This is a genomic window from Curtobacterium sp. PhB190 (assembly GCF_004365385.1).
Classification (GTDB): Bacteria; Actinomycetota; Actinomycetes; order Actinomycetales; family Microbacteriaceae; genus Curtobacterium.
The window spans coordinates 53,682-77,773 of sequence record NZ_SODN01000010.1; the positions used below are offsets into that span (position 1 = coordinate 53,682).

Consider the following 24,092-nt stretch of genomic DNA (forward strand, 5'->3'; position numbering starts at 1 on the left):
GCCGACTTCCGACAGAATGATCCCATGTCGAAGCCCCGCACGCCGCGCGACCTCGCCGACGCCCGGTTCTCGCTCGCCCTGGACGAGACCGCCGACGAGCTCGTGGTCGGCGAGGCGGTCGCGCTCGACGTGCAGCCGGCCGGACTCGTCCTGCGGTTGGCGTCGGCGCTCCTCGACGGGGTGTGCCTGCTCGTCCTGTACCTGCTGCTCATGTTCGGGGTGTCCCGGCTGTGGCCGAGCGGCCTCGACGAGGCGTGGGGCGCCGCGCTGAGCATCGCCCTGTTCGTCGCCGTGCTCGTGCTGGTGCCGGCCGCCGTCGAGACGGTGACTCGGGGCCGCAGCGTCGGCCGGTACGCCGTCGGCACGCGGGTCGTCCGGGTCGACGGCGGTGCGATCGGGTTCCGGCACGCCTTCACCCGCGCGCTCGTCGGGCTGTTCGAGCTGTGGATGACGTTCGGGTCGGTGGCGCTGCTCGTGGCGTTGTTCGGCAGTCGTCCGCGGCGCCTCGGGGACCTGCTCGCCGGCACCGTCGTGCAGCACGAGCGGCTGCCGGAGCAGCGCGACCCCCAGGTGGTGCTGCCACCCGAGCTGACGGCCTGGGCCACGGTCGCGGACGTCTCGGCGCTGCCGCAGCGGCTCGAGAACCGGCTCGGCGCGTTCTTCCGCGGGGCCGCCGTGATGCGCCCCGAACTCCGGGAGTCCGCCGCCCGTGCGCTGGCCGCGGACGTCGCACCCTTCGCCCACCCGGTGCCGCCGGTGCCCGCCGAGGTGTTCCTCGCCGGGGTCGTCGTGCTGCGCCGTGGGCGGGACGTGCAGGCGCTGCGCTCCCGCGTCGGGTTGCTCACCGAGGCGGGAGCGTCGGCGTCGGCGCGGCCCCCGGGCTTCCCGCGCTAGCGCGGTGCGCGGCGCGCCCCGGCTCAGTACCGGTAGTGCTCGGGCTTGAAGGGGCCCTCGACCGGCACGCCGATGTACGCCGCCTGCTCCGGGCGCAGCGTCGTCAACTCCACCCCGAGGGCGCCGAGGTGCAGGCGCGCGACCTTCTCGTCCAGGTGCTTCGGCAGCACGTAGACCCCGGTCGGGTACTCGTCACGACGGGTGTGCAGCTCGATCTGCGCCAGGACCTGGTTCGTGAACGAGTTGCTCATCACGAACGACGGGTGCCCGGTGGCGTTGCCGAGGTTCATCAGCCGCCCCTCGGACAGCACCAGGATCGAGCGGCCCGTCGGCAGGCGCCACTCGTGCACCTGCGGCTTGATCTCGACCTTCTCCACACCGGGCAGGGACTCGAGCCCGGCCATGTCGATCTCGTTGTCGAAGTGGCCGACGTTGGCGACGATCGCCAGGTGCTTCAGCCCGAGCATCTCGTCGACGCCCACGACGCCGAGGTTGCCCGTGCACGTGATGACCATGTCGACGGTCTCGATGACATCGGCCAGACGGGCCACCTGGTAGCCGTCCATCGCGGCCTGCAGCGCGCAGATCGGGTCGACCTCGCTGACGATGACGCGGGCGCCCTGGCCGCGCAGTGCCTCCGCCGCACCCTTGCCGACGTCGCCGTACCCGACCACGAACGCGACCTTGCCGCCCATCAGGACGTCGGTCGCACGGTTCAGGCCGTCGGGCAGGGAGTGGCGGATGCCGTACTTGTTGTCGAACTTCGACTTCGTCACGGAGTCGTTCACGTTGATCGCGGGGAACCGCAGCTGTCCGTTGCGCGACAGCTCGTACAGGCGGTGCACGCCCGTGGTGGTCTCCTCGGTGACGCCCTCGATGTCCGCGGCGATGCGGGTCCAGCGGTCGGACGACGTCTCGAGCGACGCCGCGACGGTGTCGAGCACGATCTTCCACTCGGCACTCGCATCGGCACCGGCGACCGGCGCAGCACCAGCGGCTTCGGCGTCGGCTCCGGTGTGCACGAGCATGGTGGCGTCACCGCCGTCGTCCAGGATCAGGTTCGGACCGGCCCAGTCGGCTCCGACGGCAGCGGCCTCGGCGGTCCAGTCGAAGATGCGGCTGGTGCACCACCAGTACTCCTCGAGCGTCTCGCCCTTCCACGCGAACACGGGGACGCCGGCTGGTGCGTCCGGCGTGCCGGTCGGCCCGACCGCGATCGCCGCGGCGGCTTCGTCCTGCGTGGAGAAGATGTTGCAGCTCGCCCACCGCACCTGCGCACCGAGGGCGACGAGCGTCTCGATCAGGACGGCCGTCTGCACCGTCATGTGCAGCGACCCGGCGATGCGCGCGCCGGCCAGCGGCTGCGACGCACCGAACTCCTCGCGCAGGGCCATCAGGCCCGGCATCTCGTTCTCGGCGAGGCGGATCTGGTGGCGGCCCGCCTCGGCGAGCGAGAGGTCGGCGACGCGGTGCGGTGCTGCGGTCTGGGCTTCGGTGGGCATGCCCATCAGTCTTCCATGCCGGGAGGCGCGGGTCCCCAGCCGACGTCGGTCACGTTCCACGGGCATCCCGTCCACCACCGCTGGTGCGTCGCGGACGCGAGCCGTCAGTCGGCCTCGCGCTGCAGCGGCTCGCGCCGCACCACCTGCCAGCCGCGCGGGACGCGCAGGCCGGCCGCGTGCCGGGCGCAGAGGTCGTAGCCGTGCGGTTCGACCCGCGTGGAGAGCGGCCCGACGACGACCATGGAGTCCCCGTAGTCGTAGGTCAGGGTCGCCGAAGCGCTCGCGGCGCACGCGACCTTGCTGCAGATCCTCACGTCCATGTCGTCAGGGAGCCTAGCGGAGCGCGCACGAGCGACCGGAGCGACCGGGAGTGACGACGGCACGCGTACGATGTGGGGATGCGTCGCAAGCCCCGCCTCGTCACTCCCGTCGACCGCGGTCGAGGCCGGTCCCGGCACGGACGCGGCGGGCGGTCGAGCGTGACCGGTCCCGAGCTCGCACCGATCACCACCCGCGCCGAGGCCTTCGACCGCATCGTCGGCGACAGTGCCCACTACCTGATCGGGCTCTGGCCCGACGAGCTGTCGGGCGTGGTGTTCCAGGTGGCCGACATGCCGACCGACGCCACCCTGCCCGACGCGATGCCCCGCTGGCGCATCGACCGCGACACCCGCAGGGTCACCGTGTTCCGGATCCCCGTCGAGCGGGTGAACCGCAGCCCCGAGAAGGACGACGCGGACCGGCGGATCATCATCGAGACGGCCGTGTTCCGCGCCGTCGGCGAGCTGATCGGCAAGGACCCGTGGGACCTGGCGCCGGACCGCTACCGCCACTGGTGACGGTGCGGCGCCCGGAGGCGCCGCACCGACGTCACCGTCAGGGGTAGACGCGCACCGGCGTGGACACCTGGGTGGACGGTCGGACCGGGAACCCGGCGATGCCGTCGTCCCCGCGGTAGGTCACGCCCACCACGACCCCTTCGGCGCCGGAGATCGAGAGCTGCTTCGCGGTCTGCACGGGCATGGTGGCGGTGGCACCCGACAGCACCGTGATGGTGCGCTTCTCGTCGCCGGAGCGGATCGTGATCGAACGGTCCTCACGCGTCGGGTTCACGAAGTTCATGCGGACGCCCTCCCCCGGTGCCACCGCGGTGATGACCTGGTCACCCAGGGGCTCGGCCGAGGCGAACCAGCCGAGGTCACTGTTGCCGTCGGCCGTCGGTGAGGTCGTGCGGGCACCGGCGACGACGGGCTGCGTCGACGTGACGATGAACGAGTAGCGGCCGTCCGGGAAGTCGTCGAGCGCGACGTCGGTCACGACCCCGGGCTCGGCGGTGGCGTTCACGGTCGTGCCGCCGCCGTCCGCCGTGCTGATGCCGAGCGTGACGCGTGCCGACTCGGTACCGGGGACGAACAGCCGGACGACGGGGGCTGCGTCCGCCGTGTCGTCACCGAGCTGTGCCTCCTGCGCGCCGGCGAGCACGACGCCGGGGATGACCTGCGACCGCGAGGGAGCGGCGCCGCCGGAGACGATGTCGTAGCCACCGGGCGTCAGCGTGCGGACGACGGTCTCCTGCATGTGGGCGACGATCTGCCCGCCCGAGGACGACACGTGCACGACGGTGGATCCCTGGTCGGACACGAAGCCGGACAGCGGGACGACCTTCTGGGTGTTCGGGGCGACGACGATGCCGGTCGTGCCGGGGGCGCTGACCGTGCCGGTGCCGTCGTAGATCGCCAGGTCGACGGTCGCATTCACGTCGGTCGGGTTCGACAGGGTGACGAGGCTGGTGCGCCCGGTCTCGGTCGAGCCGCCGACGAGCCAGGTCGACTGCGAGGGATCGTCGCACGACGCCGCGCCGGCACCGACCAGGTCGCCGCTGGAGACGCTCTGGTAGCTGCTGCCCGCGACCTGCGGTGTCGTGTCGCCCGCGGGGGCGGTGAGCAGGCGCGGGTCGCTGCCGCCGGTGGACGACGGGTCGAGCGAGGTCCGCTCGACGGTCGAGCCGGTCGTCGCCGTGGCCACGGTCGCCGACCCGACGGTGCTCGCCTGGGTGGCGTCGTTGCCGGAGTCGTCGGACAGGCGCAGGGCGCTGCCGGCGCAGACGCGCTCGGCGTCGGCGGGCACCGGGGTGACGGTGCGGCCGGCCGGGCGACCCGGTTCGGCCGCGGTGCCGTAGGCGTGCGCGGCCGTGACGGCGCCGGCAGCGACGACGACGGCGATCGCGGTCGCGGTGCCGCGGACGACCCAGCGTCGGACGGAGCGGGTGGTGGTGCTCATTCGTCGCGCTCCTCGTCGAAGGTGGTCGCGGGTTCCTCGGCCTCGATGACGTTCGAGGTGGCGCGGCGACGGCGCGGGGCCGTCGGCACGGCGAGCAGGGCGGCCGCCCCGAACACCACGCCGAGGACGACCAGGTACAGGACGTGTGTGGCACGGGCGGCGGCGGACCCGGTGGTGGTCCGGTCGACGTCGCCCTCGTAGTGGAACAGCTGGCCGTTCGTGGTCTCACCGATGCTCGTGAAGAGCGCGTTCTGCCCGATCGCGCCAGCGGCACGGTCGTGCACGGTCTGCGCCTCGGGGTCGTCACCGGCGTCGTCGAGCAGGACGAAGCTGATGCCGAGTTCCTGCAGTGCCGGCCGGGGGTCGTAGCCGCTGCGGCTCGCCAGGTTGCCGGCGAGCGTCGTGAGCCGGGCGCCGGACTCGCTCAACCGCAGGGCGGTGGCGTCGAGGGTCGACTGGTCGTCGAGGGTGGCTCCCTGGCCGCGTTCGAGCGCGACCGCGAGCGACCCGTCGTCCTGCGGCACCACGACGAGCGTGCCGACGTCGGGGTTCGCCTGCGCCTCGGCGTTCACGTACGCGCTGAGCACCCGGCCGGTGGTCGGCTGGATGGCGGCGTTGCCCAGGTAGAACGCGGCGAAGGCGGGGGCCACCGCCACACCGGCGAGCACCGTCGCGACGAGTCCCGTGACCGGGGCGGCCTTGGGCAGCACGTCGATCCCGATGCAGGCAGCGACCACGATCGCGAGCCAGTACACCGACAGCCCGCTGCCCGGCCACACGATGGTGGTGGTCGACCCGACGCCGGTGACGGTCACGTGGGTGGCGGCGAACGCGGTGCCGAAACCCAGCAGTGCGACGACGAGCGCCGAGCCGGCGACGGCCCAGCGGTGTCCGAGCATCGCGCCGATCGCCGCGGCGGCGATCGGGACGGCCAGGACGGCCATCACGATCGGCAGCCACGTGCTGACGGCGGTGAGCCCGGACGTGGCGGGCAGCCACCCGCTCCAGTCCGGCAGCGGCTGACCGATGGCCAGCTGCAGCGCGGACGGCGCACGCGTGGCGGACGGGACGCCGGGGTCTGCGAAGACGGCGAGGACGTTCCCGCGTGCGACCTGGGCGAGGACGAGCGGCAGGAAGAGCACGGCGGTCGGCACCGGGATGAAGGCCCGACGGTGTGCACGGCGCCACCCGACGACGAGCGCGACGAGCCACCCGATCAGCAGGACCGGCAGCAACGACGGCGCCGAGGCCGCCACGACCGCGAACAGCAGCGAGGCACCCGAGGCCCAGGCCCAGGAGCGGTGCGCCTCGAGCACGGCGACGAACAGCCACGGCAGCACCAGGTGCGCGATGACGGCGCCGAGGTGGCCCGTCGTGACCGCGCCGACGAGCGAGGGCGCGATGGCGTACAGCGCGGCACCGATCACCGGCACCCACTTGCGCGTGGTCACCTTGCGGACCGCGAACCAGGCGCCGAGGGCGGAGACCGGGAACGCGACGAGCATCACGAGCACGACGGACGTCGAGGGCGACCAGAACACGATCGACCCGAGGACCGCCAGCACGGCGGCGAACGGGTCGGACGGACCGGTGAACCCGGTGCCGAGCGAGTGCCAGCCGTACCCGACGTTCTGCCACAGCTGCCCGACGCTCGTGCTGAGGGGCAGCAGGCCGCCGCCGGTCAGCGCCGGTGAGCCGAGCAGGGGGTAGAGCGTGACGACGCTCAGGACGGCCGCGGCCAGCACGACCCAGATCCCGCCGTCGCCGAGGAACGACGCCCGCGCGATCGGGGCGTCCTCGACCCGGGCGAGTTCGACGTCGCGCGAGGTGGTGCGGTGCTCGTGCACCCGACGCCAGCTGACCCGGAGCGGTTCGACGGCGGCCCAACCGAGCTTCTTCGTGCGGGCGAGGTTCCTGCGCGCCCGACCGGTGCCTCCGCCGAAGGCCACCGCGAACGCCGCGGCGAGCTCGGGGACGACGGCCGCGGGGTGCTTGGCGACGAGGTGGCCGATCGCCCGGCCGAGTGCGAAGGGGACGAGGGTGAGCCAGTGCAGCCAGAGCAGTCCGCCCGGCGCGTAGGTCATCCGGCGGTGCAGCTGCGCCTGCCGGTGCATGCGGACACGGCGGGCCTCGGAGACGCGCTTGCGGCCGAACTCCTCGACCGGACCCGCGGTGGTGACCTTCGCCTCGGGGACCACGGCGACGCGGTGCCCGGCCAGGCGCACCCGGACGCAGAAGTCGAGGGCGGCGTCGACGTCGGGCAGCGCCGGGTCGAAGCCGGCGAGCTCGGTCCACACCGAGCGTCGCACGAGCATGCCGCCGGCGGCGACGCCGAGCACGTCGGTGTGCCGGTCGTGCTGACCCTGGTCGAGCTCGTCCTGCACGAGACCGATCGATCGGCCGAAGCGCGTCATGCTCTCGCCGAACGCGCGGATGAGCGAGGGGTCGTCGTCGGCGACGAGCTTCGGGCCGGCCACGACCACGGACGGCGCGATCTCGACGGCGGAGAGCAGGTCGGCGAGCGCGGTCGGCGACGGCGCGTTGTCGTGCCCGAGCAGCCACAGCCACTCGTCGACGGGCTCGTCGACGACGGCGGGCGGGGCCTCGCGTTCCCCGCGGGCGACGGCCTCGCCGAAGGGGCGTCCGGCCGGCAGGCGCAGGAGCTCGGCGGACCCGCCGAAGGACAGGCCGGCGGTGGAGCCGTCGGTCGATCCGACGTCGACGACCACCAGGTTCTCGGGGTGGCGGGTCTGGGCCGCGAGTGCGTCCAGGGTCCGGTCGAGGTGGGCCGCTCCGTTGGCGGCGACGAGGATCGCGGTGACTCTGGGCTGCATGACGGGCGTCACTCTACGGTCTGGAGGCACGGCGTCCGCTGCGGACGGCGGCGCGCCGTGAACCTGCGCGGCCGAGCGGTCACGGCGCGCCAGCGCCGTGCGAGGTCGCGCCGAGGAGCCTGCGACGAGGATTCGGGACCGCACGGTGTGCGCCGGGCGCGCACCGTGCCTCCTGGACGGCTACGCGCGCTTGCGCAACTTGCGACGCTCGCGCTCGGACAGGCCGCCCCAGATGCCGAAGCGTTCGTCGTTCTCGAGCGCGTACTCGAGGCACTGCGCCCGGACCTCGCACGACGTGCAGATCTTCTTCGCTTCGCGCGTGGAGCCGCCCTTCTCGGGGAAGAACGCCTCCGGGTCGGTCTGTGCGCACAACGAGTCGACCTGCCACGCGAGCGGGTTCTCCTCGTCGTCCGTCTCCGGCCGTCGAACACCCGGGACGCCGAGCGCCACGGGGTCGACGTGCCAGTCCTCCGGAACTCCGGCGTGGAAGTCGGAACCGTTCACCCTGATCACCCCTGACGTCTCGATAACGGGACCACAACGATTGAAGTCGTTGCCTGTAATTACAGCGGTGTCATTCGCCTGAGTCAAGTCGCGGATCATAGAAGGCACTGACCGCTTCGGCGTGTCATGTCCCCCGTCTGGGCGTGTCGCGCCCGGTCTGTCGGGGTTTCGGGGGACAACTGACACGTCCTCAGCCGCTAGGAGGCGCTGCGGCGGGCCTCCCACGCACTCGTGACCATCTCGTCCAGCGTGTGGCGCATCGCCCAGTCGAGGTCGCGCGTGGCGGCCTCGCCGGTGGCCACGATGCGCGCCGGGTCGCCGGGGCGGCGGGGCGCGATCTCCGGGTCGAAGGCGATCCCGGTGCCCTTCGCCATGGCGTCCATGATCTGCCGGACGCTCACACCGTCGCCGCTGCCGAGGTTGTACGCCTGCTCGAGCGGCTCCCCCGCCTCGAGCTTCTGCGCCGCGACGGCGTGCGAGTGCGCGAGGTCGGCGACGTGGATGTAGTCACGGACGCAGGTGCCGTCCTCGGTGGCGTAGTCGTCGCCGTTGATGCGCGGCGTGCGGCCGGCCAGCAGGGCGTCGAACACGAGCGGGAACAGGTTGTGCGGGCTGGCGTCGTACAGGTCGGGTTCGCCGGACCCGACGACGTTGAAGTAGCGGAGCGAGGTCGTCGTGAAGCCGGCGGCGACCTCCATGTCGCGCAGCAGCCACTCGCCGATGAGCTTCGACTCGCCGTACGGGGACTCTGGTGCCTTCGGGGTCGACTCCACGACGACGTCGACGTCCGGGGTGCCGTAGACCGCGGCGCTCGACGAGAAGACGGCCTTCGTGACGCCGTTCTCGGCCATCGCACGGAGCAGCGTCGCCATGCCGGTGACGTTCTGCTCGTAGGTGTGCAGCGGACGCTCGACCGAGACGCCGGCGTACTTGAAACCCGCGACGTGCACCACGCCGGTGACGTCGTGCTCGCGCAGGGTGCGGGCGACCAGCTCGCCGTCCAGGATCGTGCCCTCGACGAACGGCACGTCGTCCGGCACGAACGCGCGGAAGCCGCTCGAGAGGTCGTCGAACGCGACCGTGTCGATGCCGGCCGAGCGCAGTGCTCGGACGACGTGGGACCCGATGTACCCGGCACCGCCGGTGACCAGCCAACTCATGGTCGCCACGCTAGCGGACGGACGGCGCACCCCGGTCGCGGTGTGCGGGACCGCGCCAGCCGGTGCGGCTCCGCGCTACCGGCCGGTCGCGATGAAGACCGTGGACGTCACGCCGTTCGACGAGTCGGCCTCGACCGTGACGTCGCCCTCGTCCGGTGTGATGAAGCAGGACTCGCCCTTGCGGAGCAACGTGGCGGACGTCGCGCCGACGAGCGTCACGACACCCTCGGTGCAGATCGCGATCGACGGGCCGGCCAGCGGAGCCACCCCGCCGGTGCTCAGGCCGACCGGTCGTCCGTCGCCGTCGACCCGCAGCAGCGCGAACCCGACGTCCTCTGGTGCGAAGCGGTCCACGCCGGGGGCCAGGCGCTCGGGCTCGAGGACCGGTGCGGGGTAGGCCGTGAAGTCGAGCACGTGCAGGAGTTCGGGGACGTCGACGTGCTTCGGCGTCAGTCCCCCGCGCAGCACGTTGTCGGACGGCGCCATCAGCTCGATGCCGAGGCCGTCCAGGTAGGCGTGGATGTTGCCGGCGGGCAGGTACATCGCCTGCCCCGCGGTGAGCGTCACCCGGTGCATGAGCAGGGAGACGACGATGCCGGGGTCGCCCGGCCAGCTCGTCGCAAGGTCGCGGACCGTCGCCGTGTTCGGGGTGAGCAGGTCGTCGTCGAGGGCGACGGCGAGGTCGCTCGCGGCCTGCACGACGGCGAGCGCGGAGTCGTCGGCCGTCTCGAGCCACCGCACGGTGTCCTCGAGGCCGTGCTGCAGGTGCACCTCGAGCGGGCCGAGCCGACCGCTGCCGGCGTCGAGCACGCGGACCTCGGCCAGGGTCTCCTCGACCGGCCGGAAGCCGCTCAGGGCCTCGAACCGCTCGCTCAGCGCGACGACGAGCTCGGGCTTCGGGAACGGGTCCTTGTAGTTGCGCGCCGGGTCGTCGATCGCGATGCCCTCGCGCTCCTCGCGCGCGAAGCCGGCCTCGGCCTGCTCCGGCGTCGGGTGCGCCTGCAGCGACAGGGGCGCCGCCGCTGCGAGCACCTTCAGCAGGAACGGCAGGCCGGTGCGGTCGCCGCCCAGGGCGTCCTGCGGCTCGGCGGCGATCCAGTCGAGCAGTGTGTCGGCACCGCCGACCATCGCCGGGTTGACGACCACGCTCGGGCTGCCCGGGTGGGCGCCGAGCCAGAGCTCTGCCTGCGGGGCGCCGGTGGCGGTGCGACCGAGGAGCTCCGGGATCGCGGTGACCGAGCCCCAGGCGTAGTCGCGGGGGGTGTTCGTGATGCCGAGGAACATGGGCGAGAGCCTACCGGCGGGATCCGGGGACTCCGGTGGCCCGCTGCCGCCGGTAGCCTGACGTCGTGACGAACACCTGGCCGCTGGCACGCGGGACCGTACCCGAGCGCGAGGCGTTCGCCTTCGGTGCGACCACGATCTTCGTGCTGTTCGCCGGGGACGCCGTCCCGAACACCCTCACCTGGGTCGGAGCAGGCGTCCTGTGGGCGCTCGTCGCCGCCTGGGGCATCACGATCCTGGTCCGGGCGAAGCCGCCGCTCGTGCGCTCCCCCTGGCCGCTCTGGGCCTTCCTGGGGTGGTGCCTGCTGTCCGTCGTCTGGTCGCACTGGCGGTTCGCCACGATCTCGAGCCTGACCGTGCAGGTGATCTGCGCTGCCGTGGCCTTCACGATCGCGTCCACCCTGACCTGGCGCCGGATCCTCGACGCGCTCAGCCTCGCGCTCCGCTGGGTGCTGCTGCTCTCGATCCTGTTCGAGGCCGTCGTCGCGGTGTTCGTGCGGCACCCCATCGCGCCGATCTGGACCGACTACGGCGACGCCGACATCCCGGACGCCTTCTACTTCTCACGCGCCGAGCTCTTCACCGGTGGCCGCATCCAGGGCCTGCCGGGCAACGCGAACCTGCTCGCGATGGTCGCGCTGCTCGTCGCGATCGTCGTCGTGGTGCAGCTCGCCGAGGGCCGGATGCGCGGGCAGCGGGCCACCGGCTGGCTCGTGGTCGCCGCCCTCGGGTTCGTCCTCACCCGGTCCTCCACGGTCATCGCGGCCGCGCTGGTCGTCGCCGTCGTCGCCCTGGTCGCCGTGTGGATGCGCCGGGTCCCGACCGAGCGACGCACCCCGCGCTACCTGCTGCTCGCGGTCGGCGCGGTCGTCGTCGCCGGCGCGGCGTTCGTGCTGCGCGGTCCGGTCTCGGAGCTGCTCGGCAAGGGGTCGGACGCGACCGGCCGCGGCGAGATCTGGGCGAAGGTGCTCGGTCTGATCGACCAGCACGCCGTCGTCGGCTGGGGCTGGATCGGCTACTGGTGGCCGGGCATCCCCACCCTGGCCGACCTGGCGCACCGCAAGGGCGTCACGTACCTGCAGGCACACGACGCCTACCTCGACGTGTGGATGCAGACCGGCATCATCGGCCTCGTCCTGTTCCTGCTGTACGTCGTCACGACGCTGTCGCGCTCGTGGGCGTGCGCGACCCGGATCGGCTACGACGCCGCACTCCGTCCACGCACGTTCGACCCGGTGTCGCTCCTGCCGCTGCTCGTCGTCGTCGCGCTGCTCGTGCAGTCCGTCGCGGAGTCGCGGCTGCTCTACCAGGGGAACTGGGTGCTCTTCGCGCTCATCGCCATCAAGACCCGGATCGTCCTGACCGGCGAGGAACCGACGTCGACCGGCGACGGCCCGCGCACCCCGCCCGCGAAGCGCGAGTTCCGCTGGGCCACCACGCGCTGATCGTCAGCGGCCCGCAGTCAGCGGTCCCGCGTCAGCGGAACAGCCACGCGCACGCGACCGGTGACGACCACGGGTTCGACCGTACCCGCACGACCTCGAGCGTCGGGTCGGCGCGACACGCCTCGGCGGCCGCGGGCAGCTGCTCCGCCCACACCGGCCCGTCGCTGCGCCGGGTGTCCGCCGGCGCGACGTGCAGGACGGCCGACGCGACGACGGCGGCGACCACGCACCAGGCGGCCAGCGCCCCGACGAGGCGACCCGTGCCTCCCGTCCGCTGCGCGACACGCGACCACCGATCGGTGTCCACCAGTGCGGCGGCGGCGACCACCGCGGCGCTGACGAGCAGCAGGCCGGACGCGGCTGCGTAGCGCTGCGGCGGGATCGCCGCCATGGCGGCCGTGGGGCTCGCCCACGGCTGCCCGGCGCCGTCGTTCGCCAGCAGCGCCGCCCACCACACGGCACCGGACGCGACCGTCAGCGCGACGACCATCCACCGGGAGCGGGCCGGACCGACGACGACACCGGCGACCAGGACCAGCACCAGTGCGCTGACGGGCACCAGGACCGGCGCCCAGCCGTGCTCGACGACCGTGGTGACCACGACGCCGAGGTGCGGGTCCCATGCGCCGGCGACGGGCCGGAGCAGGAACCCGGCGAGCACGTCGCGGAACGCGGGAGCGCCGGGCGTCAGGTCGCGCGGGTGGGTGAGCGTCGTGACGACCTGCACGACGGCCCCGGCGAGCGCCACGACCGTGACGGGCAGCGGGAGCAGGCGCGCGCGGCGCGACCCGTCGCCCCCAGGACGACGCAGCGGCCACGCGAGCAGGAGCAGCGGCGTGAACAGGATCGTCTGCGGTTCCGTGAGGACCGCGAGTGCGGCGACGACGGCGAGCCCGACGGCTCCCCACCAGGTCCGGCTGCGGTGTGCGAAGACCCACGGCACCAGCACGAGCAGGTACCAGTGCAGGTTGGCGGCGTTCCCGCTGATCTCGTACGGCGCGAGCGGCAGCACGACGGGCACCGCGGCGAGCACGAGGCGGAACGGCCACGGTCGGACCACGTCGCGGGACAGGACGAAGACCAGCGCGCACACGGCTCCGACCACCAGGCAGGACGACAGCGAGACGACCTGGGCGTACCGCGCGGTCGGCAGTGCGTACCCGAGGTCGACCACCATCCGGGGCAGCAGGTGCACGTACCCGGCGTACGGGTGCAGCAGGGTGTCCACGGGGCCGAGCGCGATGCGCTCCCGCAGGAAGACCCCGCCGTCCTCGGCCCAGACGGTGTTCCGGGGCACGGGGCCGAGCCGGTACCAGGCGAGCGCGGCGGCGGCGAAGCCGATGACGACCGCGACCAGCGGCAGGCCGGCGGCCCTCCGCAGGGGGTCCATTGCAGTGAAGCTAGGTCAGCATCGCGCATCGTCGATGACGCCACACCGCGGATCGTCGATACAGCCGTTCCGCGATGCGGGCGACTCGTCACAAGGTCGTACGCCAAGATGGACGCGTGACGGACGGCCGGGTGAGCAGACACGTGCTCGGGCGCCGGTACCTCTCCGCCTGGATCGGCTTCTCGGCCGGTGGACGGTTCAGCCAGGCGCTCGCGACGGTCATCGTGCTGTTCGGGTTCGGGCAGCCGACCGTCCAGGCCCTCGTCGGCAGGTCGGGCACGTGGGCCGTGCTCGTGACGCTGTTCGTCCTCGCCGGGCTGAGCCTGCTCGGGCAGCGGTACCGGATCGAGTGGCACGGCGTGCTGCCCCTGTCGCTGCTGGCGTTCGTCGGGTACTGCGCGTTGAGCGTGCTCTGGAGCGAGTACTCGTGGGTCGCCCTGCGCGGCCTGGTGCAGACGGTGTGCTTCATCGGGCTCGGCCTCTACCTGGCGCTCGGGCGGGACCTGGTGCAGGTGATCCGGGCGTCGGGTGACGCGTTCCGGATCCTGCTCGTCGTCGCCCTCGGCCTCGAGGTCCTGTCCGGACTGGTGCTCGACGTCCCGCTGCCGGCCTTCGGGATCCGCGGCGACATCGCCTACGGCGGCCCGATCCAGGGCATCGGCGGCACCCGCAACTTCATGGGGTTCATCGCCGCGATGGCCCTGGTCACCTTCGTCGTGGAGTTCCTCACCCGCTCGGTCACCATGTGGCGGGCGATCGGCTCCACCGCCCTCGCCGTCATCGCGCTGATGCTCGTGCAGTCCCCCATCACCGGCCTCGCGATGATCGCCCTCGCCGTCACCGCGCTGGCCCTCTGGTCGCTCCGGCACGCACGGCCCGCCACCAGACCGGTGGTCAACGGCGTCCTCGGCGGCGCGGTCCTGCTCACCCTGGTCGTGGCCGTGTTCGCGCGGCACCGGCTGCTCGCGGAGATCGGTGCGGCCGGGGGCACGGCGACGCGCATCGACCTGTGGTCGCAGATCCGCGTCCTGACCGAGCGTTACCCGATCCAGGGCTGGGGGTGGGTCGGGACGTGGCCGACCGAGCCCGTCGTGCCGTACGTCACGCTCATCGACCCGTCCGGCGCGCGGTTCACGTCCGGCCTCAACGCGTTCGTCGACGCGTGGCTGCAGCTCGGGGTGGCCGGCACGATCATCCTGGGGATCGCCGCACTGCTGGCCTTCGCTCGGGCATGGGTCACGGCGACGACGTTCCCCGGGGTGGCCTACGTGTGGCCGGCCGCGGTGCTGGTGCTGCTCGCGGTGACGAGCACGGCGGAGAGCTACCTGCTGCACGGTGCGGGCCTGATGTTCTTCGTGACGGTGCTCGTGATCGCGGCGCGGCGGCGCTCGTGGCGCCGGCACCTGCCGCGGGCGTAGGTGCCGCGGGGGCGCGCAGGCACGGCGTGTGACGCACTTCGTGAGCAGGAATGGTCGAGTCCGCCGCGGCGACCCGACCATTTCTGCTCACGAAGCGCCGGCCACCGCGGTCGTCATGCCTGCCGCGGGCGCAGGGCGCCGAGGTTCCACGACACGCCGCCCGTGTGTCGCCGAGGTTCCACGGAACGGCGGTGGGAGCGCCGAGGTTCCGAGATCTCGGAACCTCGGGGCCGCACACGGGGGGCGGGCGGGCGCGGGCGTGCGGGGGCAGCGCGGGCGCGCGCGCTACGGGCGCGTCGGACGACCCAGGCGGCGCTGCAGGCCCCACTGCGTGACGCGGAGCATCGCCTCGACGACGATGGACCGGCTCATCTTCGAGACCCCGTGCACGCGGTCGCGGAACCGGATCGGCACCTCGACGATGCGGCCGCCCAGCGCGTCCACGCGCAGCGTCATGTCGACCTGGAAGCAGTACCCCTTCGAGTCGATCGAGCCGAGGTCCATCCGCGCGATCGCGTCGGAACGGTAGACGCGGTACCCGGCGGTGATGTCCCGCACGTGGATCCCGAGCACCAACCGCGCGTACGTGTTCGCGCCGCGGCTCAGGGCCTGACGACGGAGCGGCCAGTCGACGACCGACCCACCGGGCACCCACCGCGACCCGATCGCGAGCAGCACGTCGTCCGACGAGGTGACCGCGTCGATGAGCGCGGGCAGCCGATCGGCCGGGTGCGAGCCGTCGGCGTCCATCTCGACCAGCAGCGGGTAGCCGCGCTCCAGGCCCCACCGGAACCCGGCGACGTAGGCCGTGCCGAGCCCGAGCTTGCCCGACCGCTGCAGCAGGTGCACCCGGTCGTCGTCGGCCGCGATGGACCGCACGATGTCGCCGGTGCCGTCCGGGCTGCCGTCGTCGACGACGAGCAGGTGGGCACCGGGCGACGCCGTCAGGATCGCGTCGGCGATGGCTCGGATGTTCTCGACCTCGTCGTACGTCGGGACGATGACGAGGGCCGTGGTCTCGGCTGGGTTCACCGGTTGCCGAGGCGTCGCTTGATCTTCCCCGCGACGCTGCGCGGGCCCTCGGTGCGGAAGTAATGCACCGCACGCCCGACGTCGTAGCGGACGCCTGAGAGCTTCTTGCGGTCCGGCACGCGCACGCGCATCGTGTGGGGCGCGAGCTTCGTGCTGGTGTCCCGCACAGACTTGTCCGCCGCGCGGATCGGGTTCCGGCAGAACTCGACGAGCGGTGCCAGGACGTTCTCCCACGTGAACTGCTCGCGCACGCGGTCGACGTTGGCGATGAACTGGGCGCGGGCCTTCTTGTCGAAGAGCGCGGTCTCGAGCGCCGTGGCCAGGCCGTCGACGTCCTGTTCGTGCACTGCGACGCCGAGCTGCTGCTCGGCGACCAGGTCACCGAAGGAGTCGCCGGCCGTCGTGACGATCGGCAGGCGCGCCCACAGGTAGTCGAGGATGCGGGTGCGGAACGAGAACGTGGTCTCGAGGTGCTCGTAGTGCGTCGAGACGCCGGCGTCGGCCTCGAGCAGGTAGGCGCCGCGCTCCTCGTACGGGATCCACGAGTCGTTGAAGAACACGTGCTTGCCGGTCAGACCGAGGGCGTCGGCCTCGGCGCGGACCTTCGCGACGATGTCCATCTCGGGCACGTCGGGGTTCGGGTGCTGCACGCCCATGAAGAAGAGCTTCACCGACGGCCGGCGGGCGGCGAGCTGGGCGATCGAGCGGACCAGGGTGATCGGGTCGAACCAGTCGTAGATGCCACCGCCCCAGACGACGAGCTTGTCGTTCTTGCCGATGCCCGGCACGACTCCCTTGACCCGCGGCTGGTCGTGCACCGGCGGGGTCGAGGACAGCCCGAACGGCACGACGCCGATGAGCGAGCGGAGGTCAGCGTCGCGCGAGTACGTGCGGGCGTTGACCCGGCCGGAACCGGCGAGCTGGCCGAGCCAGAACATGCGCTGGCGCTCCGAGGCGCAGATGAAGTAGTCGCCGAGCTCGAGCTGGTGGTTGAGCGTGTCCGAGGCGTCGAGGATCTGACGGTTCCACTGGTCGACGTCGTCGCTGCGGCCCTGCTCGAGCTGCTCGAGGTGCAGCGGGTCGTACACGTCGACGACCAGGATCTTGCTCGTCGACTCGAGCACCGGGAACAGCCGGAGCGCGTGGCCCTGCACGATGATGACGTCGGCCCAGCCCTCGTGCTCGACCATCTGACGGGGGTGGCGGTGCGGCACGGTGACGACGTCGTACGACGGGTCGATCTGCGACGAGCGGGTCAGGCTGACCACGCGCACGTCGTGCTCGGACGCGAGCTGCTTCGCCATCTGGGTGGCGCGGATCGCGGGTCCGGCCATCTTCGCGCCGATCGAGTCGCCCGTGATGATGAGGATGCGGCGACGGGTGCCGACCTCGAGCACACCGAGGGAGTGCACGATCTTGTCGTAGCCGGCCAGGTAGTTCTCGATCGGGTACGCGGGCTCATCGCGGTTGCCGAACAGGCGCAAGAGCTCGCGGTCGCTGCGGACACGCGTGGCCTGGATCGCGCGGCGCGACTCGGTCATCGACGGCAGCTGCTCGACGAACTGGTCGACACCGTAGATGCCGGCCATGCTCGTCTTCGGCACCGGGATGGTGGGGACGCTGTCGTCGCCGGGGTTCCGCAGGTCGAGCTCCGTGGAGTCGAGCTCCCCGCGGCCCACGGCACGGCGGACGGCGAGCGCCAGCGAGCCGGGCAGGGCTGCGGCGAGCTGCTCGTCGCCGAGGTTCTTGTACAGCGTGAAGAGGGCGTTCCGCTCGAGCAGGTAGGTCTCGCGGAAGTCGCCGAACTTGTTCATCGACGCGTGGTGCTTGTGGAACGCGACCGACTTCGGCTGGTAGCGGAAGCGCCAGCCGAGCAGGTTGAGCCGCCAGCCGAGGTCGACGTCCTCGTAGAACATGAAGTAGCGGTCGTCGAAGCCGTCGAGCTGCTCGAAGAGCTCGGCGCGGATGAACATCGCGGCACCGGTGCCGAACAGGACGTCGGTCTCGCTCTCCCAGCGGCCCGTGTCCGGCGACCCGGCGAAGGGCTTGTAGCCCATGCCGTACCAGGTCATCGCGGCCTCGGTGAAGTCGATGTTGACGCCCTCCCAGTCGAGGACCTTCGACGCCACGGCACCGATGTCGGCGCCGGACGCGAACGTGGCCATCGCCTCGCGCACCCAGCCGGTGTCGGGACGGGCGTCGTTGTTGAGGAACGCGACGACCTCGCCGGAGGACTTCTCGACGCCGAGGTTGCACCCGCCGGTGAAGCCGAGGTTGGCGGCCGCGTCGATCAGGGTGAAGTCGAGGTCGGAGGCCTGCAGCCGACCGAGGTGCTCCGGACCGGAGCCGTTCTCGACGACGATCACCTCGAGCTTGTCCTGAGGCCAGTCCTGCTTGCGGAGTTCCGCGATGCTCGTCAGGGTGTCGTCCGTGCCCTTGTAGTTCACGAGGATGACGGACACGACTCCCGGCTTGCGCTCTGTCACGCGAGTTCCTCCAGCAGCTGCCGCGCACGGCGCGGATCGGTGGCTCGGCCCACGGGGTGCCGCGAGCCGATGACACCCTACAAGGCGCGCCCCGCCACTCCCCTGTGGCCGTCGCCGATTCGTGCAGAATGGGCCGCGTGACTGCCGCAGTGATCCCGAACACTCCCCTGTCCTCGCCCCTCGCACCGGAGTACGCGGCCATCGCGGCCGGTGCGCACGCCGAGGGGCCGCGCGGCACCGTCCGGTTCGCCGTGTCGACCGCCGACCCGACCGAGGGCAAGGGCGACCTGTTCGTCGCACTCGGGCTCGCACGGGCGCTCCGTGCCGAGGGCTGGGGCGTCGCGATGTGGCCGCTCGAGCGCTGGGGGGAAGCGGTCCCCGCCGACACCGCCGTCGTGGTCAGCATGATCGAGTCGTTCGTCCCCGGGTACGTCCCCGCCGGCACCGCCCTGGTCGCGTGGGTGCGGAACTGGACCGCGAAGTGGGCGGCCCTGCCCTACCTCGGTGAGTTCGACGCGGTGTGGACGTCGTCCGGCATCGCCCGCGACGCCGTCGCCGCGCAGTACGACGGTCCGGTCGAGGTCGTCCCGATCGGTGTCGACCTGGACCTGTTCACCGACGAGCGTCCGCACGAAGCCGGCACGACCGCGCCCGCCACGGCGTCCGAGCGCACGGACCGCGCCGTCACGACCGTCAACTTCTGGGGCGTGCGCCGCCGCGTGCAGGACGTGCTCGCCGAGGTCGCCCCGGCCGAGCCGATCGTGTGGTTCGCCGCGAACGTCGACCACGTCGAGGCCACGGCCGGCGTCGAGCTCCGCCCCGCGGTGTCCTACTTCGCGCTGCCCGAGGTGTACCGCGCCGCCGGCTTCGTCGTCGACGACGTGATCGCTCCGGCTGCCGAGTACGGCACCCTGAACTCGCGCCTGTACGAGGCACTCGCGTCCGGGGCGCTGCCGGTGACGGACTGCGCGCTCGGCCTGGACGAGCTCGGCCTGTCCGACGTGCCGGTCTTCGACGACGCCGCGTCGCTCGAGCGGGTGCTCGCGATGCCCCGCGCCGAGCGCACGGCCCTGACGGCCCGACTCCGTGCCGTGGTGGTCGAGCGACACTCGTTCCGCGCGCGCGCCGAGCAGGTCGGCCCGGTCCTGGACGCGGCCGTGGCGATCGCCTCGGGTCGGTCCGGCGAGCGGAACGCCTTCCTGCGCTGGGCGACCGCGCAGCGCGAGGTCCTGCGGCAGGCCGAGCACGACCGTGACGTCCACCTGTCCGGGGTGCAGGACATCAACCGGCGGCTCGTCGCGTCGGAGCAGCAGGTCGGCGCGTACGACACGGCCCGCCGCCAGGCCGAGGCGGAGCGCGACCAGATCGCGGCGCGGTTCGCGGGCCTCACCCGCTCCCCCGAGTACCGGTTGCTGCACGGCGTGGGCCTGATGGCCCGGCGCGTGCGCCGCTGACGTGGGACCAGCACCGACGTCGAGCGCGCTCACTTCGTGAGCAGGAATGGTCGGGTCCGTCCACCGGACCCGACCATTGCTGCTCACGATCCGCCGCCGTGGGCGCAACCACGGAACGGACGGGAGGCCCGGTGCCAGCTGGCACCGGGCCTCCCGTCCGTCTCGGCGACCGTCTACTGCACGGTCACCGTCTTCGTCCCGAAGCTCTTGTACGTCCCGCTCGGCAGGTCCTGGTAGTAGACCCGCACGGTGTGCGTGCCGGGCCGCAGGCCGGTGAGCACCCGCGACAGCCCGACGTCCGAACCCCAGTTCGGGTAGTTCTTCTGCACGTCGGTGCGGGTCGCGTTCACCGTGCCGGGGGTGATCGCGACGCCGTCCAGGTGCATCTTGTACTTGACCGGGTCCCACACGTCGGGGTCGATCGCCCAGCCCTTGACGGTGATGGTCCCCTTGCCGCCGGTGACGGAGTCGAACGACCCCTTCACCGCGCCGGTGTTGCCGGTCTTGCCCGTCGCCGGCGGGTCGATGACCGTGAAGGACTTCGTGCCGAAGCTCTTGTACGTGCCGCTCGGCAGGTCCTGGAAGTACACGCGGACGGTGTGCGTGCCCGCGCTCAGACCGGTGAGCTGCACGGACAGGCCGACGTCGGAACCCCAGCCCGGGTGGACCGCCTCGACGTCGGTGCGCTTGGCGTTCACCACGCCCGGGTCGATCGCGACGCCGTCCAGGTGCATCTTGTACTTGACCGGGTCCCACACGTCGGGGTCGATCGCCCAGCCCTTGACCGTCGCGCTGTAGACGCCGCCGGTCACCGACTCGTACGAGCCCGTCACCGCGCCGGTCTTGCCGGTCTTGCCGGTGGTGCCGGACGACGGGGCCGTGGCCGACGTCACCTTCACGGTCTTCGTGCCGAAGCTCTTGTAGGTGCCGCTCGGCAGGTCCTGGAAGTAGACCCGCACGGTGTGGTTGCCGGCGCTCAGCCCGGTCAGGCGGAGTGCCAGGCCGACGTCGGAACCCCAGGACGGGTGCTTCGCCTCGACGTCGGTGCGGGTGGCGTTCGCGGTGCCGCTGTTCGTGCTGACGCCGTCGACGTGGACCTTGTACTTGACGGGGTCCCAGACGTCCGGGTCGATCGCCCACGCGCGCACCGTGGCCGTGCCGGCGCCGCCGGTGACGGACTCGTACGAGCCGCGGAGTGCTCCGGTCTTGCCGGTCTTGCCGGTGGTGGGGGCGCTGACGGACACGGACTTCGACGCGACCTTGACGTAGTCGGTGCCGGGCTTGTCCTGCGTGTACAGCGCCACGGTGCGGGTGCCCGGCGTGATGCCGCCGATCGTCTTCGAGAACCCGAGGGTGCTGCCGACGCCCTTGTAGACCTTGGCGACGTCGGTGCGGGTGCGGTCGGTGGTGCCGGTCGCCTTGCTGACGCCGTCGACCAGGATCTTCCACGGGGCGGGCTTCGCCGAGTCGGGGTCGAGCGCCCAGCCGGTCGCGGTGATCGTGCCGGCGCTGCCGGTGACGGTGTCGAGTGCACCCTTCGGGGCTGCGCTCACGACGGTGCGGGTGTAGCAGCCGAGCAGCGTGTTGCTGCCCTTGCCCTGGTTGATGGCGTAGGTGCACACCGAGTGCTTGCCGACGCTCAGCCCGGTCAGCTCGGTCGAGAACCCGTGCTTGAGGTTGTTCGCGCCGAGGGTGGCGGACAGGTCGGGACGGTTCACGTTCGCGGTGACGGTCTTCGCCCCGGCGCCGTCGACGTAGAACGCGACGCGGACCGCGCTCGTGGTGTCCGGGTCGACGGCCCAGCCGCTGACCGTGATCGACGAGGTCGAGCTCGGCGTGACCGCGTCGACGTTGCCGTACGGGTTGCCGCCGCCGGTCGCCGAGCCGAACCAGTCGGTGTACATGCGCCAGAAGTTGCGGTTGCCGTACGCCGAGCAGCCGTCGCCGGTGCCGTAGAGGTTCGACATCGCGGCGGTGTTCGGGGTGTACGGGGTGTAGATGTACAGCCCCGCGGTCGCCTGGTTCTGGATGTAGACGGACTTGCGACCGCAGGCCGCGTTCGGGTTGAGGAGGATCGAGTTGGTCCGACCCGCCTGGTACGCCCACGAGGTCGGCGACGACTGGTAGCGCTTGAACTGGAGCGCGGCGGCGTAGACCTGCTGACCGAAGCCGAAGTACGCCGGGTCGCACGGGGCGGTGTCCGGGCACGCGAAGCCGGTGGCGTGCAGGTACATGTAGGACGTCGGCGAGGACGTCGTGACGATGCCCTGCTCCTTCTGCAGGAGCACGAGGAGCACCTTCTGGCTGATGCCGCACGCGGCGCCGACCTGGGCGATCATCGTCGCGGCGGACTTGGTGCCGCCGGCGATGGCGCTGCACCGGCCGGAGACGGCGCCGATCGCGCTCATCTTCTGCGAGAAGTCCTTCAGGCAGGCCGGTCCGCTCGACGACTTCCGGCAGTTCGGGGCGACGCTCGTCAGGAACGACTGCACGGACGCGGCGTTCATCGCCGAGCCGTTGTAGAAGTTGGCGTCGCTGATGATGTTGCCCGGGTCGAAGTCGCCGGCGACGGCGGCCGAGGCGGACTCGGTCGTGGTCTGCTCGGACAGGATCGTGCCGAAGGTCAGCCCGCTGACGGCGACGGCGAGTGCCGCGACGATCGCGAGGGAGGTCCGGAAGGGTCGGCGACGGCGCCCGTCCGACTCGGTCTGGATGGAACGCATCACGGCACCTCCGCCGGCATCGGGTCGGACGTCGTCGACGCGGAGCCGACGGCGTAGGTCAGGGTGACGGACCAGGTGCCGCTGGGGACCTGGGCCGCGGGGAACGCGACCTGCGCGCAGTTGACCGAGGAAGCGCTCGCCTGCGCCGCGCTCGTGGCGGTGCGCGTGACGCTCCCCTTCTTCGCGGTGAACGTGCAGGTCCCGCTGGTGTCGGTGGTGCCGGAGACGAGTCCGCCGGCCTGCAGCGACTTCGAGGCCGTGTCCCAGCCGCTGTAGGTGACGACGGCGGTCGCCGGGAAGTCCGACGGGTCGGTGTCCGGCTCGTTGGTCGAGCCGCTCCCCGGGAAGGCACCGGGGGTGTCGTCGTCCGAGGCGGTGGGGTCGTCGGTGGCCTCGGACGCGGGCGACGACGCGGTGCCGGTGGGCTCCGTGGTCGCCGGGTCGTCGGCGGTCGGGGTCGGACTCGCGGTGCGGGTCGCTGACGCGGACGGCGACGGGGTGGCGTCGTCGCCACCACCGGAACAACCGGCCAAGAGAACACTGAGGGCACCGACCACCGCGAACGCAGCGATCGGCCTGGATGCGAGGAGCATGCTGACGGGCCGTCCTGTGGATGTTGACAAGGGTCCGGGTTGCGACAACGGTAACCCCAAAGTGAAGGTTGAGGGTTGGATCGGTCCGGAATCACCCCCGCTCGGGGTGCACGACGGCCGTCGCCCATCCCTGCCGCGCGGGCCCGGTGAGTATGCTGTTCCGGTCCTGCCCCCACGAACGAAGAGACGTATGGTCGATCAAGCCCGCATGGCGGCGCTCGCGAAGGAACCCCTCGTCGTGATCGGCGCTCCGACGAGCGCCTTCCGCGGAACCTGGCGAGAGCTGCGCGACGTCTTCCGGCAGCGCGAGATGCTCGGGATGCTCATCCGACGCGACCTCAAGGCGCGGTACAAGGACTCGGCGCTCGGGTTCGTGTGGACGCTGGTGCGCCCCCTGACCCAGCTGCTCATCTACTACTTCGTCATCGGCAAGGTCCTCGGCGCCGCCAACGGCATCGACAACTTCGCGATCTACGTCTTCACCGGCCTGACCGCGTACACGCTCTTCAGCGAGATCGTCGCCGGGTCGACCGGCTCGATCGTCGGCAACTCCGGGCTGATCAAGAAGGTCTACGTCCCGCGCGAGGTCTTCCCGCTCGCCAGCGTCGGCGCGGCCCTGGTCAACTTCACCATCCAGTTCGCGATCCTGCTCGCCGCGACCGTGGTCATCGGCGTCTTCCCGTTCCACGAGGGGCTCGTCTACCTGATCCCGTCGCTCGCGGTGATCCTCGTCTACGGCGCGGCCATCGGCCTGGTGCTCTCGGCCCTCAACGTGTACCTGCGCGACGTGCAGTTCGTCATCGACGTCGGCCTGATGGTCCTCCTCTGGGCCTCGCCGATCGTGTACTCGTACTCGCGGGTGGTCGCCACCGTGAACACCGACTGGCTCATCACCGCCTACACGAACAACCCCCTGACGCTGGCCGTGCTCGGCATGCAGAACGCGATCTGGCTGCACGACCCGGCCGACGTCACGTACCCGGACCACCTGATGCTGCGCCTCGGCATCGCGTTCGTCATCGGTGTCCTCTGCCTCCTCGGCGCGCAGCGGGTGTTCTCCCGTCTGCAGGGCAACTTCGCGCAGGAGCTGTAG

General features: G+C 71.9%; 18 protein-coding genes. 6 read left to right on the forward strand and 12 right to left on the reverse strand.

The window, feature by feature from the left end; genetic code table 11:
- Positions 1–24: 24 nt before the first annotated feature.
- On the forward strand, positions 25–894 hold the full coding sequence (locus EDF47_RS16305) for an RDD family protein (RefSeq protein ID WP_133938891.1): 870 nt from the start codon (positions 25–27) through the stop codon (positions 892–894).
- A gap of 23 nt (positions 895–917) precedes the next feature.
- Here the strand turns inward: EDF47_RS16305 and ahcY are convergent, their stop codons facing one another.
- Positions 918–2,396, reverse strand: a complete 1,479-nt coding sequence (gene ahcY, locus EDF47_RS16310) for an adenosylhomocysteinase (RefSeq protein ID WP_133938893.1) — start codon at positions 2,394–2,396, stop codon at positions 918–920.
- Positions 2,397–2,500: 104 nt separating this feature from the next.
- On the reverse strand, positions 2,501–2,716 hold the full coding sequence (locus tag EDF47_RS16315; protein ID WP_123313702.1) for a DUF3499 family protein: 216 nt from the start codon (positions 2,714–2,716) through the stop codon (positions 2,501–2,503).
- Between the two features lie 78 nt (positions 2,717–2,794).
- Here EDF47_RS16315 and EDF47_RS16320 point away from each other — a divergent pair, with 78 nt between their 5' ends.
- Positions 2,795–3,235 (forward strand): metallopeptidase family protein, encoded by a 441-nt coding sequence (locus EDF47_RS16320; protein WP_123938728.1) that lies wholly within the window; start codon positions 2,795–2,797, stop codon positions 3,233–3,235.
- A gap of 37 nt (positions 3,236–3,272) precedes the next feature.
- Here EDF47_RS16320 and EDF47_RS16325 read toward each other — a convergent pair whose 3' ends face one another.
- The 5 genes from EDF47_RS16325 to manA all read right to left on the reverse strand — a co-directional run bounded on the left by EDF47_RS16325 (position 3,273) and on the right by manA (position 10,458).
- On the reverse strand, positions 3,273–4,676 hold the full coding sequence (locus EDF47_RS16325; RefSeq protein WP_133938895.1) for a DUF5719 family protein: 1,404 nt from the start codon (positions 4,674–4,676) through the stop codon (positions 3,273–3,275).
- Positions 4,673–7,510: a glycosyltransferase family 2 protein gene (locus EDF47_RS16330; protein WP_133938897.1), complete on the reverse strand. Its 2,838-nt coding sequence runs from the start codon at positions 7,508–7,510 to the stop codon at positions 4,673–4,675. Before EDF47_RS16330 ends, EDF47_RS16325 begins: the two co-directional genes overlap by 4 nt.
- Positions 7,511–7,690: 180 nt before the next feature.
- Positions 7,691–8,014, reverse strand: coding sequence for a WhiB family transcriptional regulator (locus EDF47_RS16335; RefSeq protein ID WP_111085981.1), 324 nt, complete (start codon positions 8,012–8,014; stop codon positions 7,691–7,693).
- Positions 8,015–8,211: 197 nt separating this feature from the next.
- Positions 8,212–9,174 carry a UDP-glucose 4-epimerase GalE gene (gene galE, locus EDF47_RS16340; RefSeq protein ID WP_111086023.1) on the reverse strand — a complete coding sequence of 321 codons (963 nt, stop codon included), beginning with the start codon at positions 9,172–9,174 and terminating at the stop codon, positions 8,212–8,214.
- Between the two features lie 75 nt (positions 9,175–9,249).
- Positions 9,250–10,458 carry a mannose-6-phosphate isomerase, class I gene (gene manA / locus EDF47_RS16345; protein ID WP_133938899.1) on the reverse strand — a complete coding sequence of 403 codons (1,209 nt, stop codon included), beginning with the start codon at positions 10,456–10,458 and terminating at the stop codon, positions 9,250–9,252.
- A 65-nt stretch (positions 10,459–10,523) separates the two neighbouring features.
- On the opposite strand from manA, the gene EDF47_RS16350 reads away from it, so the two are divergent.
- Complete coding sequence (locus EDF47_RS16350; RefSeq protein ID WP_133938901.1) at positions 10,524–11,903, forward strand: O-antigen ligase family protein; 1,380 nt, start codon at positions 10,524–10,526, stop codon at positions 11,901–11,903.
- Between the two features lie 31 nt (positions 11,904–11,934).
- Here the strand turns inward: EDF47_RS16350 and EDF47_RS16355 are convergent, their stop codons facing one another.
- Positions 11,935–13,293 (reverse strand): hypothetical protein, encoded by a 1,359-nt coding sequence (locus EDF47_RS16355; protein WP_133938903.1) that lies wholly within the window; start codon positions 13,291–13,293, stop codon positions 11,935–11,937.
- A 131-nt stretch (positions 13,294–13,424) separates the two neighbouring features.
- Between EDF47_RS16355 and EDF47_RS16360 the strand changes: the two genes are divergently transcribed.
- Positions 13,425–14,711, forward strand: a complete 1,287-nt coding sequence (locus tag EDF47_RS16360; RefSeq protein WP_123938722.1) for an O-antigen ligase family protein — start codon at positions 13,425–13,427, stop codon at positions 14,709–14,711.
- Between the two features lie 285 nt (positions 14,712–14,996).
- On the opposite strand, the gene EDF47_RS16365 is transcribed toward EDF47_RS16360, so the two are convergent.
- Both EDF47_RS16365 and EDF47_RS16370 read right to left on the reverse strand, forming a co-directional pair.
- Positions 14,997–15,743: a polyprenol monophosphomannose synthase gene (locus EDF47_RS16365; RefSeq protein ID WP_133938905.1), complete on the reverse strand. Its 747-nt coding sequence runs from the start codon at positions 15,741–15,743 to the stop codon at positions 14,997–14,999.
- A complete protein-coding gene (locus tag EDF47_RS16370) occupies positions 15,740–18,229 on the reverse strand; it encodes a glycosyltransferase (protein ID WP_133938907.1) in 2,490 nt (829 codons plus the stop codon). Before EDF47_RS16370 ends, EDF47_RS16365 begins: the two co-directional genes overlap by 4 nt.
- 137 nt (positions 18,230–18,366) lie before the next feature.
- On the opposite strand from EDF47_RS16370, the gene EDF47_RS16375 reads away from it, so the two are divergent.
- Positions 18,367–19,683, forward strand: coding sequence for a glycosyltransferase (locus EDF47_RS16375; RefSeq protein WP_165901351.1), 1,317 nt, complete (start codon positions 18,367–18,369; stop codon positions 19,681–19,683).
- 173 nt (positions 19,684–19,856) lie between these two features.
- Here EDF47_RS16375 and EDF47_RS16380 read toward each other — a convergent pair whose 3' ends face one another.
- Both EDF47_RS16380 and EDF47_RS16385 read right to left on the reverse strand, forming a co-directional pair.
- Complete coding sequence (locus EDF47_RS16380) at positions 19,857–22,406, reverse strand: hypothetical protein (protein WP_133938909.1); 2,550 nt, start codon at positions 22,404–22,406, stop codon at positions 19,857–19,859.
- Positions 22,406–22,999, reverse strand: a complete 594-nt coding sequence (locus tag EDF47_RS16385; RefSeq protein ID WP_133938911.1) for a hypothetical protein — start codon at positions 22,997–22,999, stop codon at positions 22,406–22,408. Before EDF47_RS16385 ends, EDF47_RS16380 begins: the two co-directional genes overlap by 1 nt.
- Positions 23,000–23,189: 190 nt before the next feature.
- Between EDF47_RS16385 and EDF47_RS16390 the strand changes: the two genes are divergently transcribed.
- Positions 23,190–24,092, forward strand: coding sequence for an ABC transporter permease (locus tag EDF47_RS16390; protein ID WP_123292227.1), 903 nt, complete (start codon positions 23,190–23,192; stop codon positions 24,090–24,092).

Excerpts from the sequence above, each read along its gene's own strand:
- EDF47_RS16330 (WP_133938897.1), bottom strand. The coding sequence starts at position 7,510 with ATGCAGCCCAGAGTCACCGCGATCCTCGTCGCCGCCAACGGAGCGGCC.
- EDF47_RS16355 (WP_133938903.1), bottom strand. The coding sequence starts at position 13,293 with ATGGACCCCCTGCGGAGGGCCGCCGGCCTGCCGCTGGTCGCGGTCGTC.
- EDF47_RS16385 (WP_133938911.1), bottom strand. The coding sequence starts at position 22,999 with ATGCTCCTCGCATCCAGGCCGATCGCTGCGTTCGCGGTGGTCGGTGCC.
- EDF47_RS16305 (WP_133938891.1), top strand. The coding sequence starts at position 25 with ATGTCGAAGCCCCGCACGCCGCGCGACCTCGCCGACGCCCGGTTCTCG.
- EDF47_RS16315 (WP_123313702.1), bottom strand. The coding sequence starts at position 2,716 with ATGGACGTGAGGATCTGCAGCAAGGTCGCGTGCGCCGCGAGCGCTTCG.
- EDF47_RS16325 (WP_133938895.1), bottom strand. The coding sequence starts at position 4,676 with ATGAGCACCACCACCCGCTCCGTCCGACGCTGGGTCGTCCGCGGCACC.
- EDF47_RS16320 (WP_123938728.1), top strand. The coding sequence starts at position 2,795 with ATGCGTCGCAAGCCCCGCCTCGTCACTCCCGTCGACCGCGGTCGAGGC.
- ahcY (WP_133938893.1), bottom strand. The coding sequence starts at position 2,396 with ATGCCCACCGAAGCCCAGACCGCAGCACCGCACCGCGTCGCCGACCTC.
- EDF47_RS16390 (WP_123292227.1), top strand. The coding sequence starts at position 23,190 with ATGGTCGATCAAGCCCGCATGGCGGCGCTCGCGAAGGAACCCCTCGTC.
- EDF47_RS16380 (WP_133938909.1), bottom strand. The coding sequence starts at position 22,406 with ATGCGTTCCATCCAGACCGAGTCGGACGGGCGCCGTCGCCGACCCTTC.
- manA (WP_133938899.1), bottom strand. The coding sequence starts at position 10,458 with ATGTTCCTCGGCATCACGAACACCCCCCGCGACTACGCCTGGGGCTCG.
- galE (WP_111086023.1), bottom strand. The coding sequence starts at position 9,174 with ATGAGTTGGCTGGTCACCGGCGGTGCCGGGTACATCGGGTCCCACGTC.